This is a genomic window from Thermoplasmata archaeon (assembly GCA_035622275.1).
Classification (GTDB): Archaea; Thermoplasmatota; Thermoplasmata; order Lutacidiplasmatales; family UBA184; genus Lutacidiplasma.
In genome coordinates this window covers 14,706-28,769 of sequence record DASPVQ010000018.1, presented here as the reverse complement: position 1 = coordinate 28,769, position 14,064 = coordinate 14,706, and the positions used below count along the sequence as shown (strand labels likewise).

Sequence of the window (14,064 nt, the reverse complement as noted above, 5' to 3'; positions counted from 1 at the left end):
TTCTGGATGTCGCCCTGCGGGAAGCCGGTCTCGCCGAACAGCGGGATCGTGCACGGGTGGCTGGTCGTGCAGTCGCTGGCGATCTCCGCGTCGTAGTACGGGCTCCCGGGGGTCGAGACCTGCGCCCACCACCACCACGCGCTCCCCGGCACGTTCGGTGTCGGTGTGGAGCTCGGGTTGGTGTCCGGCCAGCTCACGTTCGTCGGGTAGTACAACATGCCCGGCGCGATCGCGCCGCCGTAGTTGATGCCCGTGTCGATGCCGTCGACGTTCACGATCGCGTTGTAGATCGACTGGTACGGGTACGCGGTCGAGAACAGCATCCGCATCGCCTCGGAGCTGAAGAAGTCCGTCGGCGCGGTGATCGTCGTCGGCGTCAGCGCCTGCGCGGCGGCCAGGTTGTAGTTCCAGTCGAACGGATAGAAGTAGATCCCGAGGGTCGGGAACTGGGTGAACTTCACCTTGCCCTGCGACAGGAGCTGCAGCAGCAGGCTGGTCTGGGTCGTCGGGATCGGCGCGAAGTCGGCCGTGCCGGACTCGAGCGCCGCCTCACCGGGCGAGTAGGTGCTCTCCCAGTTCTGGATGACCTTGGGGACGTACTTGCCGACCGCCGGCTGGCACGAGCTCGACCCGAGGCAGTTCGGGTTGGGGTGGTAGGCGGGGTTCGCCTGCAGGATGTACTCGGCCGCGTTGTCGAAGTACGACATGTAGTACGGGCCGCTGCCCGCGATGTCGTTGTCCTCGGTCACGCTACCGGCCGGGAATCCGAAGAACCCGGAACCGTCGATCTGCATAGTGTCCCACATCGTGGGGTTCGCGAGCGCGTTCGTGATCCAGGTCTGCACCGCCGGGTCCTGCGACGTCGCGTTCGCCGTGTCGACGTCGCCCGGAAGGCCGATCGGATAGTCGCCGGCGCCCGTCAGCCCCGTGTCGGTCCAGCCGGGGAGGGGCGAACCCTCCTGGCTGATCCAGGCCGCGGGAGTGATCGAACCGCCGAGCGGGTCCGAGAGCAGCTGGTACACCGCGCTCGGGCTCCAGACCTGGCCGAGACCGTCCGCGTTGATGGTCACGCAGCCGTGGTAGCCGTTCTCATAGGCCTTGGCAGGGCAGAAGGCGGAGTCGTTGACCAGGAGCTGGCTCAGGATCACGCCCGGCGTGTTGTTGCCCGGCGCGTGCAGGGCGAGGCCGGTCGGCGAGCTCGCCGTGTCCCACGAGGCGTTGCCGAGCGGGAGATACGACTGGGCCGTGACCCACCCGTTGTTGCCACCCCAGGACGGGATGACCGCGAACGAGGCCGTTCGCGCGAACGAGAAGACCACGTCCGTGGGGTAGACGCCCCAGGTCTTGTGGGTGTTCGGGTCGTAGAAGTTCGACGAGCCGCTGATCACGAACGTGAGGTTGGCGCCGTTCACGAGGCTCTGCCCGAAGAGCTGGGTGCACTGGGCGCTGCCCGGCACGCACGCAGCGGCCTCGGGGATGAAGTTCGTGATCGAAGACTGGTTGTAGGTGATCAGGGTCTGGTAGATGTTCGCGATCGGTTCGAAGCCGATCGTCTCGTAGTCGATCGCCGGGTCGAGCGTCTCGGCGCCCGCGCCGCCGGTGTTGTCGTAGGAGACGATGGTGCCGTTGAGGGCCTTCGGGGCGACCGCGATCGGCGGGGCCTTCGCCGCGCCGCCACTGCCGACGATGACGGTGAAGATGTTGTTCTGCGAGGCCGGCCCGGACACGCTGGTCGCCTTCGCGGTGAAGCCGACCGTGTAGGTACCGGCGCTGCTGAACAGCACCGAGGCGGTGGCGCTCGTCGGGCCCGAGGAGTTGGTCGTGACCGACGCGCCCCCGCTCGGGCCCGTCAGCACGCTGATGCTGGGGGTCGTGCCCGAGTAGATCGGGTTCACCGGGGTCGCGGTGTAGCTGCCCGCGAAGCTCACGGTGGCGCCGGTGGCGACGACGCCCGTGGGGGACGCCGCGCCCGAGGTCCCGTTCGACGTGATCGCGACCGTCACGGCGGGCACGAGCTCCGCCGCGGGGACCGAGTACGTCGACTGGACCTGGATCCAGCCGATGTTGTGGATGTTGTCGTGCGTGACTCCGTTCACGCTCGCGGTGACCGTGACGAGGTAGGTCCCCGGCGAGGAGTAGGCGTAGTCGGCGGTGGCCGAGTTCGAACTCCCGACGACCTGCTGCGGAGCGGAGCCATCACCGAAGTTGAAGGTGAAGCTCGACGCGATCTCTCCCGCGGGGAGAGACGCGGTGAAGGGTACGCTTTGACCGATGAAACTATTCTGGACCGGGACGAGAAGGGTTACGTCATGCACATTCGCCAAGGTCTGACATTGCGGGCTCGACACCGGCACGCAACTCTTGGTCGTGCTGCTCGTGGAGGCGGACTTGTTCCCGGCGATGCTGTTCAGCCCGACGGCCGTCAGGCCACCGGCGAGCACCACGACGATCACCAGGATCAAGGCTCCGACCGCCGTCGTTACGCCACGTCGATCCGAGATTCCAACCATTCTGTCACCTATCGGTTCGGGTCCACCGAACTCGGGGCCCCAAGCCGAACGGGGGTATAAATACCCTTGTCGTTGCGCCCCGCCGTGCCGCCCCGTCCCCGCCGGCTCGCGCCCTCGCTCCTGAGCGCCGACTTCGCCCGCCTCGCCGAGGCGATCCGCCTCGCGGAAGAGGGCGGCGCGGACGCGCTCCACCTGGACGTGATGGACGGCCACTTCGTGCCGAACATCTCCTTCGGGCCCGCGCTCGTGCGGGCGACGCGCCGCTCGACGCGTCTGCCGCTCGACATCCACCTCATGGTCTCGCACCCGGACCAGTTCGTACCGACCTTCGTGGAGGCCGGCGGAACGACGATCGTCTTCCATCGGGAGGCGGACGTCGAGCCGGGCGAGACGATCCGACGGATCCACGACCTCGGCGCGCAGGCCGGGATCGCGGTCCGCCCGCCGACCCCGCTCGACGACGTAGCGCCGTGGCTCGACCGCGTCGATCAGCTGCTCGTGATGAGCGTCCACCCGGGCTTCTCCGGCCAGAAGTTCCTGCCGGAATCGGGCCCGAAGCTGTCCGACGCTCGCGCCCGCCTCGACCGACTCGGGTCGGCCGCGGACCTTTCCGTCGACGGTGGGATCACGACGGAGACGGCCGCGCTGGCGGCCCGGGCCGGCGCGACCTTCTTCGTTTGCGGCGATTCCGTCTTCGCGCGCGGCCGCGTGGTCGATAATCTAAAGGCGCTGCGGAGTTCGATCGGCGCGGGCCGACCGGATGAAGCTCGCTGACCTCGTCCGGGCCTACGACCAGCTCGAAGGAACCAGCAAGCGGACGGACCGCCGTCGGGTGCTGGGCGAGCTGTTCGCGCCGCTTGCTCCGAAGCTGATCGTGCCGGTCGTCTACCTCTCGCAGGGGATCCTGCGGCCGGAGTTCGAGGGGGTCGAGCTGGGGGTCGGCGCCTCGCTCGCCCGACGCGCGGTCGTCCTCGCGACCGGCGCGCCGGACTCCCGGGTCGCCGAACGCCTGCGCGTGCGGGGCGACCTCGGTTCGGTCGTCGCCGAGCTCCTCGAGGCCCGCGGAACGCCGGTCGCCGACTCGGCCCTCGACCTGGAAGGGGTCTACGCGACGCTCCGGGAGATCGCGCGCACCTCGGGCGAGGGCTCGCAGGAGCAGAAGGTCACCTCGATCGTGGGCCTGCTCGGGCGGGCGAGCCCGTCCGAGGCGAAGTACATCGTCCGGTTCGTGCTGGGCGAGCTCCGCCTCGGCGTGCGGGACCAGACGATCCTGGACGGTCTCTCTTCCGCCTTCGCCGACTCCGACAAGGCCGCCAGGGCGCGCATCGAGGAGGCCTACAACCTGTCGAGCGACCTCGGGCTCGTCGCGCAGGCGCTCGCGGCCCGCGGCCCGGCCGGGCTGGCGGAGATCCACCTCGAGGTCGGCCGGCCGATCCGGCCGATGCTGGCCGAGCGCGAGCCGGATCTCGCCTCGATCCTCCGGCGGATGGGCGGGACGGCCGCCCTCGAGTACAAGTACGACGGGCTCCGGGTCCAGGCCCACGTCGCCCGCGATGGGCGGGTACGCCTGTTCTCCCGTCGCCTCGAGGAGATCGGCGCGCAGTTCCCCGACGTCGCGCGGGCCCTGCCGTCCGCCCTGCGGCGGCACCCCGCGATCGTCGAAGGCGAGTGCGTTCCGATCGACCCGTCGACGGGGGAGATCCGGCCCTTCCAGGAGGTCTCGCGTCGCCGGGGCCGCAAGCACGATCTCGACAAGGTCCAGGCGGAGATCCCCGTCGCGCTGTTCCTGTTCGACGTCCTCCTGGACGGTTCCGAGGGGGTCTACGAGCGGCCGTTCCCCGAGCGACGTCGGACGCTGAGCGAGCTCGTGCGGCCCAACGACACGATCGCGCTCGCGGAGCAGCGGACGGTGGAGTCCGTCGAGGCTGCCACGGCGTTCTTCGAGGAGGCCGTCGCCGCCGGGGCGGAAGGCGTGATGGCGAAGTCCTTGAGCCCCGAGAGCCGCTACCGCGCCGGCGCGCGCGGCTTTTGGTGGATCAAGTACAAGCGAGAGTACACGGCGGCCCTGGGCGACTCGATCGATGGGGTCATCGTCGGGGGGTTCCACGGCCGTGGCCGTCGGGCGGGGCGTTTCGGAGCGTTCCTGCTGGCGGTCTACGACCCCCACCGCGAGCGGTTCGAGTCGTTCACGAAGGTCGGGACCGGCTTCGACGACGCGAGCCTCGAGGCGCTGTCCAAGCGCATGCGGGCCCTCGCCGTCCCCCACCCCCCGCCCGAGGTCGAGACCGGCCTCGTCCCCGATGCCTGGTTCCGGCCCGAGGTCGTCCTGGAGGTTCGCGGAGCCGAGCTGACCGTGAGCCCGGTCCACCGGGCGGCGATGAACCGCGTGCGGGCGGGCGGAGGGCTCGCGCTGCGGTTCCCCCGCTTCACGGGCCGGGTCCGGGACGACAAGGGCTCCACCGACGCGACGACCTCCGACGAGCTGCTCGAGATGTACCGCACCCAGGTGCGTCGCCTCCCGCCGGAGTCGGGCGCCGAACCCGCGAGCTGACGGACGGGGTCCGAGCCCTCGGGCGCCGGACGTCCGCGCCTTCTCGCTGGAACCGAAGGAACCGGGAGAAGGGGTTGGCCACGGGCCGGGGGAGCTTCTCAGCTCATCCCGTGCTCGGACTTCTGGTGCGCCGCGAGCTCCTCGGCCGAGCCGAAGCTCTGGCCGCAGACGCTACAGGTGTTCGCCTTGGCCTCGCCGCTCCACTGCTGGGCCGGCGCGGGCTTGGCCGACGTGTTCGCCATCGACCGGCCGATCAGGAGGGCCGCGATGATGCCGACGAGCAGTCCGATCACCATCAGGATCGTGCCCCCGACCGCCGGCGAGACGCCCGGGATCAGCGTCTGGTTGTGCCAGGTGCTGGTCTGGGTCGTGACCGTGATGGTCGTGGAACCGGGTGAGGTGATCGTCAGCGTCCCGTTGTAGTAGGTGTCGTTCCCGTACGTGGTCGTGAGCGCCAGCGAGAACTTGTAGGCACCGGCGGACGCCGCGTCCCATACCACCGGGGTGTACTGCCCGGAATAGTTGGACGATTGCAGCAGGACCGCGTGGAAGACGACCGTCGAGTTCAGCGACACCGCGATCGACAACCCCGAGATGAACTGCCCGCTCGCGAACGCGAGGAACGTCACGTTCCCGAGACCCGTCTCCGCCGTCAGCGGGGAGAGCAGGCCCACAACGGTCGGCTGAAGTCCGTTGAGGTACGTCGAGACCTCGGTCGACGAGCCGTTGGTGGTCACCGAGTTCGTGATCGTCGCGCCCGCGATGAATCCCATCTTGTCGGCGTACGGGTTGCAGCCCGGGTTCGCGATCGCCGGAGCGAGGTTGGTGGCGTTGACGTCCAGCGTGTAGGTCGACACGCCCGTCGCGACCGAGGAGTTGAGGCTCACCACCGAGCACGGAAACTCGTTCGTCACGTCATAGATGGTCGCCCAGAGCGACATGTTCGTCGGGCTGATCGTGGCGTTGATCACGCTGACCGAGATCGTCAGGTTGAACGGCACCACCGTGAACGGTGGCGGGAGGGTGGTGTAGGTGAGCTCGATCGAGGGGGGGCCCGTCGCGGCGATCGACGTGGCCTTCTCCGTCGCGCTCGAGTTCGCAGGCGCAAAGTGTTCGACCGCCGCCGCTCCGACCGGGGCCGCGATGAGCCCCACGGCCACGAACGAGAGCAGCCCCAGTCCCAGTATCCACGTCAGCCAGCGCATCCCTCGGCGCATGTCGTCCCGTGAGGAACCGCGCTACATAAAGGTCGCGCTAGGTTTTTGGGGAGTGCGATAACCGTTCACACCGGCGGCCTCGCTCGACGGACGAGCGGGACCTCCACCGATCGGCGGCGGAGGGGGCGGACCCGCACGGCTCGGGCGATCACTCGCGCCGGGATCGACAGCGCCGTCCGAACGCGTCCCCTGCGCCCAAAGTGATAAAAAGGGGTCGCCGGTCTTCGCTACTTCGGGAGACATTCCGATGCTGGTCGAGATGACCGAGCTCCTGGGGCGCCAGATCTACACGCCGGACGGACGATTGCTGGGCGAGGTCGACAACGTCGTCGTCGACGTCGAGGCGGCCAAGGCGGACGGGTTGTACGTCGAGGAGACGAGCCCGATGTTAGTCGACGACTCGCGACCCGTCAACGTCCCCTACCGCTGGGTGTCCGCGGTGAACGATGTCGTGCTGCTGAAGTACTTCCCTCGCCGCGTCTCGGTGAAGAAGGGCGCGGCCCGGGCCGCGCCAGCGCCCGAGGCCGCGGCCGCCCGCTGACCGCGCGGGGATAGCCAAGCCCGGAAACGGCGCGGGACTTAAACGCCGGCCGTCCGGCGAAGAGATCCCGTCGCGAAGGCGTTCGCCGGTTCAAATCCGGCTCCCCGCTTCCGCTCTCCCGGTGACCGCGCCGAGCGTATCTACCGGTCGGACCGTCCGACGTCGATGCGGCGCTCGGAATTGGTCCGACGTCTTGGAGCAGTGCCGGCTCCGGCACGACCCCGGGCGGATCGGGAGCAGGTCGTCACGCCGCCCGAGGCAGCGGCGGAGCTCTTGCTGGCAGCGCTCGCGGAGGGGAACCTCGCGGGCCGGCGCGTCGCCGACCTCGGATCCGGCACGGGTCGGCTCGCGATCGGAGCCGCTTTGCTGGGGGCCGCACCGGTCGAAGGGATCGAGATCGATCCGACGCTGGTGGAGGTCGCCCGGGCGACGGCCCGGCGCGCGCGCGTGCGCGTCGAGTTCGCCGCGGGCGACGTCGCGAGCTGGCACGGCCCCGCGGAGGTCGTGATCATGAACCCGCCGTTCGGAGCCCAGCGACGTCACGCGGACCGGCCGTTCTGGGACGCCGCCCTCGCCGGGCCGGGCCGATCGATCTACGGGTTCGCCCTGACGTCGGCGCGCGCCTTCGTGCTCGCGCGGCTCGCCGACGCCGGTGCCTTAGTGGCCTGGACCCGCTCGATCCCCTGGTCGTTGCCGCGCGTGTTCGCCCACCACACCCGCGCCCGGGCGGATCTCGGGGTCGACCTGTGGGCCGTGCGGACGCCTCGAGCGTCGCGCGCTGCGGCGCTCCCGACGACTCCTTGAGGAGTGCCCGCGTAGGACGGTGGGAGGACCCATGGCGGGGGGAAGGCCGGGGACCGCGCGACGTCCGACGCCGCGGCCCAGCCGGTTCTTCCGTCGGCCGCTCTACGTCGCCGATCCGGCGAGCTTCCCGTACCGCCAGACGATCCGTCTCGCGCTCGCGCCGGGGGCGTCGGTCGAGGCACGGGTCCGCTCCGTCTTCGCCGCCGATGGCTTCGAGAACCTCGCCCTCGTCGCCCCGGACGGGGGATTCCCGCCGACGCTCGGGGCACCGGTCGCCGGCGAGCGGAACTTTCGCCGGGGCCCCGCGTCGCGGCGCAAGCGGGTCGCGATCGTCGGGATCTTCGGCTGCGGTCTCGCGCTCGGCGTGCTCGACGCGCTATTGTTCTCCGACCCGCTCTACGGCCTGCCCTGGGCCGGACTCGCCGCGGTGTTCGCGGTCCTCCTCTGGTGGGCGTTCGGTCGGGCCTACGAGAGCGATGTCGTGGTCGTGATGGCCGGCAGCCTCAAGCCGCCGCCGGCGGCCGCGCCGCCGGGAACCGGGGCGGTGACCGTCTGGGGCGGCCACGTTCGTTCGGAAGTTTTCTCGGGCACCGCGCGCCGCGCCCGGGACGCGGTGGAGATCCTCCCGGAGCTGAGCGCGCTGCTCAGTGTCAAGGACGTGGTGCGCGCCCTGCAGGGCGGTCCTGCGCCGGCGCCCGATCCGGGTCCGGCGGTCGCGCCGGCCCCGCACCGCCCCGACGCGCCGGCGATCGCGTCCGCGGACGCCAAGAGTTAAGTCGGCCCGCCGGCTCGGCGCCCCGGCCGCGGGGATCGAGCCCGGCGGACAGGCGCCGGCGCACGCCCCCGGGGGCGTCGGACCGGGGCGGTCCGGCCGGTCGTCCGCCCGGGCCGCCTCACCGATGACGACGACGGACCTCCCCAAGATCGCGCTCCCCGGCGACTACCTCGGGCCTGCGGAGGAGTTCCTCCCCGGGCGCGGTGCCTACGAGAACCGGGGGCGCATCTACGCCTCCCTGCTCGGCACGCCCTCCGTCGACCCGCGCGACCGCACGGTGCGCGTCGATCCGTTCAACGGGGTCCCCGACGTGCAGGAGGGCGACCTCGTCTTCGCCCGGATCGATGAGCTCAAGTCGGCGATGGCGATCTGCACCGTCGTCGCGACGACGAAGAGCCCCCGCGGCGTGCCCGGCGCGCCCGAGGGGACGATCCACATCTCGAAGGCGAAGGAGGGCTACACGGAGTCGCTCGCCGACGTCTTCGCCGTCGGCGACATCGTCCTCGCCCGCGTGATCCAGCCCCGGCCGTCGATCAAGCTGACCACCGGCGCCGCGAACCTGGGGGTCGTCTCGGCACGCTGCCAGGTCTGCCACGCGCTGCTCGCGCGCACGCCGCGCGGGGGATTGGTCTGCCCGCGCTGCGGTCACGAGGAGTCCCGCAAGATGGCGAAGGGCGACCTCCCGAAGATGCCGGGTGCGGATGGCCCTCCCTCGGCCTGAGGACGAGCGCCGCCTCGCTTCGCTCGTCCGCGCCCACGATCGCTGGCGCGGTCGGGAGGTGTTCAACCTCCTCGCGAGCGAGAACGCGGTCTCCCCGACGGCGCGCCGCTACCTGGCGAGCGATCTCGCCGGTCGCTACACGCTCCCGCTCCCGACGACGCTCGACGGCGAGGCGATCGACAACAGCTACACCGGCACGCGCTACACCGATGCGATCGAGCGCCTGGCCGATGCAGCGGCCGCGCGGGTCTTCCGGGCCCGCTGCGCGACCACCCGCCCGCTCTCCGGGCACCTCGCCGCGCTCTCCGCGCTCGCGCCGCTCCTGCCGCGCGGGTCCCGGCTGCTGTCGATCCCGCCGGAGTCCGGTGGCTACGACGGCTATGCGCCCGGGTTCGTTCCCGCCCTGCTCGGCCACACCGTCCGGCCGATGCCCGCGAGCGGCCCCGGCTTCGGCGTGGGCGCCGAGGAGGCGGTCGCCGCGATCCGCCAGGAGCGGCCGAACGCCGTTCTCCTCGGACAGAGCTTCCTGCTGTTCCCGTACCCGCTGCGCGAGATCGCCGAGGCGGCCCACGCCGCCGACGCGCTGGTCCTCTACGACGCCTCCCACGTCCTCGGCCTGATCGCCGGTCGGCAGTTCCAGGATCCGCTCAAGGAAGGGGCGGACGTCGTCTTCGGGAGCACCCACAAGTCGTTCCCCGGCCCTCAGGGGGGCCTGCTCGTCACCGACCGCGAGGACCTCTTCGCGCAGATCGCGCCGGCGCTCGTCTGGCGGATCTTCGACAATGCCCACTGGCACCGCATCGCGGCCCTCGCCCAGACGCTCCTCGAGCTCGAGCGCTGCGGCGAGGAGTACGCCCGCACGGTCGTCGAAGACGCGCGGGGGCTGGCGGGCGCCCTCGCCGAGCGCGGGGTCCCGCTGGTCGCGGCGGCGAGGGGCTTCACGGCCTGCCATCAGCTCCTCCTCGATCGCGGCGCGCTCCGCGCGCGCTTCGGCATCGGAGCGGGGGCGTTCGCCCGACGCCTCGAGCGCCAGCGGCTGCTCATCGACCTGGTCGGGCGGATCGGGACGGCGGAGGTGGCGCGACTCGGGCTCACGGCCGCGGACATGCCGCGGCTCGCCGAGCTCATCGTGCGCGGCGGGCTGCGCGGCGAGCGCGTCGGCGCGGAGGTGCGGGCCTGGCGCCGGGAGTTCCGGGCGCTCCGCTTCGCCTAGGGCACTGGTTCGGCGCGCTCGCGCTCACGGGAACGCCGGGCACGGGGAAGAGCGCGGTCGCCCGGCTCCTGGCCGGCCGCCTTGCCTGCGTCGAGGTCGGCGACCTCGCGCTCGCCACCGGGACCGGTCGACGCGCGCGAGGGGCGGTCCGCGTCGACCTCCCGCGGCTCGCGCGGCGGGTGCGCTCGGGCCCCGCGCTGCGGGGGGTCGACCTCGTGGTGGGCCACCTCGCGCACCGGCTGCCGCTGCGCGACGCGGTCGTCCTGCGCTGCCACCCGCGCGAGCTGCGCGCGCGGCTAGAGCGCGCGGGCCGCGGCACGCCTTCGGACCGGGCCGAGAACGTCACCGCCGAGGCCCTCGACCTCGTCCTCGTCGAGGCCCTGGCCCGCGCCCGGCGCGTCTACGAGATCGATACGACCGGGCGCCCCGCCGCCGCGGTCGCGCGGGCCGTCCTGCGGCGGGTCCGCGGCCGGGGGCCCAGCGCCTACGGCCGGGTCGACTGGCTCGCGGACCCGTGGGTGCAAAAGCATCTTCTGGGCGGGGCCAGCTAGCCGGAGCCGATGGTCCTCGAGGGATACCGGGCCCGGGTCGCCCCGTACCTCGCCCGGATTCGCGGTCCGTTCCTCGGCTGGTCGCCGGCGGGCCTTTCGTGGACCGCGCTCGGCTGCGCCGGGGCCGCGGCGGCGCTCGCCGCGCTGGTCCGATGGACGACGCCGCTGCTGTTCCTGCCGGTCGCGGTCTTGATCTTCCTCACCGGACTCTTCGATGTCCTCGATGGCGAGGTCGCCCGGGCGACCGGTCGCGCCTCCGCCCGCGGCGACCTCCTCGACCACGTCCTCGATCGCTACGCGGACCTCCTGCTCGTCGTCGGGTTCGCCGCGTCGGGCTACGCGAACCCGATCCTCGCGCTGCTCGCGCTCGCGAGCGTCCTCCTGACGAGCTACATGGGCACGCAGGCCCAAGCCCTCGGTCAGGGCCGGCTCTACTCCGGTCTGCTCTCCCGGGTCGATCGGCTCGTCGTCCTCGCGGTGGCGGCGTTCCTCGAGTTCGACTGGTCGCTCCCCTGGCCGTGGGCGCCGACGATGCCGTGGGCCCGCTTCGCGGTCGACGGGCTCGCGTTCACGGTGATCGACGTCGCGTTCCTGTACTTCGTCATCGCCGGGCAGTGGACGGCGATCGCGCGCGCCGTTCGGGTCTATCGGGCGCTGCCCCCGGGCCGGTAGTCGCGCGGCCCTCGGGCGGGTCGATCGCGACGGTCCCGCCACGTCGCCGGTAGTACTGGAGCGGGTGGCGGAGACTGGGCTCGAAGCAGCGGGCGTCGCGCTCGCGGTCGATCGGCCGCGCGGCGCTCGGATCGCCGTCGCGGAAGCAGAGCCCGTGGCTGCGCAGGGTGTCGCACTCGGGCGGGGTGTAGCCCTGCCCGTCGTCATGGTGCGTGATGTGCTCGACCTGGTAGCGCGTGATCGACTCGTCGAAGTCGGGCGCCCCGCGGTAGGCGTCGACGATCGTCTCGAAGTCCGCGCCCACCCGGTGGAGGAAGGCGGCGAGGGCGAAGCGGCCGGAGTGCGACAGGTTCTCGCCGGCCTCGAGCACGCGCTGCATCTTGCGGATGCACGGGGGGAACCACTCGGGGTGGAGGCGTCCGGCCGGCCCCGCGCCCCGCGCGATGGGGGCCGGGATCATCTCGGCGACCGAGGCTAGGAGCTCGTCCTCCGAGGCCGCGACCGTCCGGCGCACGTCGTCGGCGAGGGGGACCGGCCGCGCGAGCTCGAGCCGGATCGCCTCCTCGAGGAGGCGGGCGGCGCGCGGGGCGCCGACGACCACCTGGCCGCGGTCGAGCTGCTGCCGGCTGAGCCGGAAGTCGGCCTCCCGGATCGGCACGGCGAGGCGCAGGTAGTCGACGAGCGGTATCGCCAGCCGCCCACCGCGCTCATCGAAGGTGAAGTCGAGGCGTCCGGCGACGTCCACGAGCTCTTCGGCGGGCGTCTCGCGCAGGCGCGCGAAGGCACGCTTCGCTTCGGCGACCGCCCAGCGCCGGAGCGCGGCGGGCGACGGCGCGGCCGCGAGCACGATGCGCGCGAACAGGAACGACAGGTAGCGCACGTCGGGCGCGGCCGCCGCGAGCTCCTCGACGTTCCGGCTCGCCCTCGGATCGTCGGCGCCCGCGAGCACGCGGGCGCGCCCGAGCGCGCGGGCCCGGGAGTACGCCGACTCCTCCAGGAGGGCGCGGATCGATACCGGCTCGCCGCCGAGCAGCGCTTCCGCCCCCGGTAGGAACGGGTACTGCGCGAAGACCGAGCGCGCGTCTAGAGCAGGCGGGGCACGATGAACTGCCATAGCAGGAGCACGAGGACGATCACCGAGGAGGCGGCCACCGCGCGGCTCCCGAACTCCTCCAGCCGCGCGGCGGACCAGCCGGCGCGCAGCCGGGCCGCGATCGAGCTCGCGAAGTCCCGGAACAGGAGGCCGCCGTCGAGCGGGACCAGCGGGAGCGCGTTGGAGAGGCCCAGGAGCAGGTTCATCCAGGCGAGCCAGTAGAGGACGTTCGCGCCGATCCAGAACGAGCCCGGGTCCGTGCCAGCGAGCGGGCCCGTGAGGTGGAAGAACTGCGCGGTCGAGCCACCGATCGGCTCGATCGTGGCGAGCGGCAGGACCAGCCAGTCGATCCCGCCGGTCAGCGGCCCGCTCGAGCTGCCGAGGGGCCAGACGAGCGTCGACTGGAGCTGCGGGGGCGTGAGGAACGTGACCGCGACCCCGAGGAAGCCGCGCCCCGCGATCGTCGGGCTGGGTGCGAGCGTCACGTTCACGCTCACCGGACGCCCGAGCGCCGCCGAGAAGAAGACGACCGGCACCACCTCGCCGGGGTGCGTGTCCGCGAGCGACGCCTCGAACAGCGTGTTCGTGGTCGTGCTCGTTCCGTTGATCGAGGTGATGATGTCGCCCGGCGCGATCGTCGCGTTCGCCGCCGGGGTGTTCGGCTCGACGAGCGCGACCCCGACCCCGTTCGCGTTCGGCGCGACCGACGAGGCCACGAGCAGCGACAGGGCGACGAAGAACAGGAGCGCGAGCCCGAAGTTGGCCAGCACGCCCGCCGCGGCGACCCGGTCCCGGCGGCGGCGCGTCGCGGCCTGCATGTCCGCGTCGTCCTGCTCGACGAACGCGCCGACCGGGACCACGCACCAGAGCACGCCGATCGTCTTCACGCCGATCCCCTGCGAGCGGGCCACGACCCCGTGCGCCAGCTCGTGCAGTACGATCCCGACGACGAGCGCGACGATCCCGTAGCCGATCGGGATCACCGGGTTGATGCCGGGCAGGCCCAAGGCCTCCGTGACGGGCGGCGCCGCCGAGGCGGGGATCCGCAGCGCGACGATCGCGTCGATCACGAGGAGGATCGTGATCCCGGCCATCGCGATCGCCGCGAGGGCGATCCCGAGATCGGCTGCCGCCGTCCAGAAGCGACGGAAGCGCGCCCAGCGCTCGAGCGCCGAGCGCCCCCGGCGCGTCTTGATCATCAGCGCGGGTCCGAGCAGGCTGAGCGCGCGGTCCGGGCCGACCAGGCCCCGTCGGTAGAGCGCGTAGACGGTCCCGCCGTAGACCGCGACGACCAGCAGGGCGATCTCGTAGCCGAGATACGGATCCACGACGCCCTCGCGCCGGTTACGCCGGGCGCGGGTTATGAGCTCTTGCGGGCGCCGGCGGCGACCGGTCAAGTCTATCCGCTCCGGCCCC

General features: G+C 72.0%; 13 protein-coding genes and 1 tRNA gene. 10 read left to right on the top strand and 4 right to left on the bottom strand.

All coding sequences use genetic code 11. The features are described 5' to 3' along the window. The coding region (locus VEL82_05040; protein ID HXW67220.1) for a PKD domain-containing protein at positions 1–2,453 on the bottom strand (2,453 nt) is incomplete at its 3' end. A 141-nt stretch (positions 2,454–2,594) separates the two neighbouring features. Between VEL82_05040 and rpe the strand changes: the two genes are divergently transcribed. Together rpe and VEL82_05030 are read left to right on the top strand one after the other, a co-directional pair. Continuing rightward, a complete protein-coding gene (rpe, locus tag VEL82_05035) occupies positions 2,595–3,284 on the top strand; it encodes a ribulose-phosphate 3-epimerase (GenBank protein ID HXW67219.1) in 690 nt (229 codons plus the stop codon). Then, entirely contained in the window at positions 3,271–5,061 is a 1,791-nt protein-coding gene (locus tag VEL82_05030; GenBank protein HXW67218.1) for an ATP-dependent DNA ligase, read from the top strand. Before rpe ends, VEL82_05030 begins: the two co-directional genes overlap by 14 nt. Positions 5,062–5,159: 98 nt before the next feature. Here VEL82_05030 and VEL82_05025 read toward each other — a convergent pair whose 3' ends face one another. Beyond that, a complete protein-coding gene (locus tag VEL82_05025) occupies positions 5,160–6,278 on the bottom strand; it encodes a hypothetical protein (protein ID HXW67217.1) in 1,119 nt (372 codons plus the stop codon). A gap of 247 nt (positions 6,279–6,525) precedes the next feature. On the opposite strand from VEL82_05025, the gene VEL82_05020 reads away from it, so the two are divergent. The 8 genes from VEL82_05020 (at position 6,526) to VEL82_04985 (ending at position 11,555) form a co-directional block, all read left to right on the top strand. Continuing rightward, positions 6,526–6,819: a PRC-barrel domain-containing protein gene (locus VEL82_05020; protein ID HXW67216.1), complete on the top strand. Its 294-nt coding sequence runs from the start codon at positions 6,526–6,528 to the stop codon at positions 6,817–6,819. A 4-nt stretch (positions 6,820–6,823) separates the two neighbouring features. Then, a tRNA-Leu gene (locus VEL82_05015) sits at positions 6,824–6,928 on the top strand. Positions 6,929–6,984: 56 nt separating this feature from the next. Continuing rightward, positions 6,985–7,623 carry a methyltransferase gene (locus VEL82_05010; protein ID HXW67215.1) on the top strand — a complete coding sequence of 213 codons (639 nt, stop codon included), beginning with the start codon at positions 6,985–6,987 and terminating at the stop codon, positions 7,621–7,623. Between the two features lie 31 nt (positions 7,624–7,654). Continuing rightward, entirely contained in the window at positions 7,655–8,398 is a 744-nt protein-coding gene (locus VEL82_05005) for a hypothetical protein (GenBank protein ID HXW67214.1), read from the top strand. A 124-nt stretch (positions 8,399–8,522) separates the two neighbouring features. After that, entirely contained in the window at positions 8,523–9,119 is a 597-nt protein-coding gene (locus tag VEL82_05000; GenBank protein ID HXW67213.1) for an exosome complex RNA-binding protein Csl4, read from the top strand. Beyond that, a complete protein-coding gene (locus VEL82_04995; protein ID HXW67212.1) occupies positions 9,100–10,332 on the top strand; it encodes a serine hydroxymethyltransferase in 1,233 nt (410 codons plus the stop codon). Before VEL82_05000 ends, VEL82_04995 begins: the two co-directional genes overlap by 20 nt. Next, entirely contained in the window at positions 10,296–10,883 is a 588-nt protein-coding gene (locus tag VEL82_04990) for an AAA family ATPase (GenBank protein ID HXW67211.1), read from the top strand. Before VEL82_04995 ends, VEL82_04990 begins: the two co-directional genes overlap by 37 nt. A gap of 9 nt (positions 10,884–10,892) precedes the next feature. Beyond that, positions 10,893–11,555 (top strand): CDP-alcohol phosphatidyltransferase family protein, encoded by a 663-nt coding sequence (locus tag VEL82_04985; GenBank protein HXW67210.1) that lies wholly within the window; start codon positions 10,893–10,895, stop codon positions 11,553–11,555. On the opposite strand, the gene VEL82_04980 is transcribed toward VEL82_04985, so the two are convergent. After that, a complete protein-coding gene (locus VEL82_04980; GenBank protein HXW67209.1) occupies positions 11,485–12,669 on the bottom strand; it encodes a hypothetical protein in 1,185 nt (394 codons plus the stop codon). The genes VEL82_04985 and VEL82_04980 overlap by 71 nt on opposite strands. Next, a complete protein-coding gene (locus VEL82_04975) occupies positions 12,639–13,976 on the bottom strand; it encodes a site-2 protease family protein (GenBank protein ID HXW67208.1) in 1,338 nt (445 codons plus the stop codon). The genes VEL82_04980 and VEL82_04975 overlap by 31 nt, the downstream gene beginning before the upstream one ends. Positions 13,977–14,064 lie beyond the last annotated feature (88 nt).

What these genes read in the sequence shown, in the direction of transcription:
- VEL82_05005 (HXW67214.1), top strand. Translation starts at nt 7,655, where the DNA reads ATGGCGGGGGGAAGGCCGGGGACCGCGCGACGTCCGACGCCGCGGCCC.
- VEL82_04985 (HXW67210.1), top strand. Translation starts at nt 10,893, where the DNA reads ATGGTCCTCGAGGGATACCGGGCCCGGGTCGCCCCGTACCTCGCCCGG.
- VEL82_05030 (HXW67218.1), top strand. Translation starts at nt 3,271, where the DNA reads ATGAAGCTCGCTGACCTCGTCCGGGCCTACGACCAGCTCGAAGGAACC.
- VEL82_04995 (HXW67212.1), top strand. Translation starts at nt 9,100, where the DNA reads ATGGCCCTCCCTCGGCCTGAGGACGAGCGCCGCCTCGCTTCGCTCGTC.
- VEL82_05000 (HXW67213.1), top strand. Translation starts at nt 8,523, where the DNA reads ATGACGACGACGGACCTCCCCAAGATCGCGCTCCCCGGCGACTACCTC.
- VEL82_05020 (HXW67216.1), top strand. Translation starts at nt 6,526, where the DNA reads ATGCTGGTCGAGATGACCGAGCTCCTGGGGCGCCAGATCTACACGCCG.
- VEL82_05010 (HXW67215.1), top strand. Translation starts at nt 6,985, where the DNA reads ATGCGGCGCTCGGAATTGGTCCGACGTCTTGGAGCAGTGCCGGCTCCG.
- VEL82_05025 (HXW67217.1), bottom strand. Translation starts at nt 6,278, where the DNA reads ATGCGCCGAGGGATGCGCTGGCTGACGTGGATACTGGGACTGGGGCTG.
- VEL82_04980 (HXW67209.1), bottom strand. Translation starts at nt 12,669, where the DNA reads ATGGCAGTTCATCGTGCCCCGCCTGCTCTAGACGCGCGCTCGGTCTTC.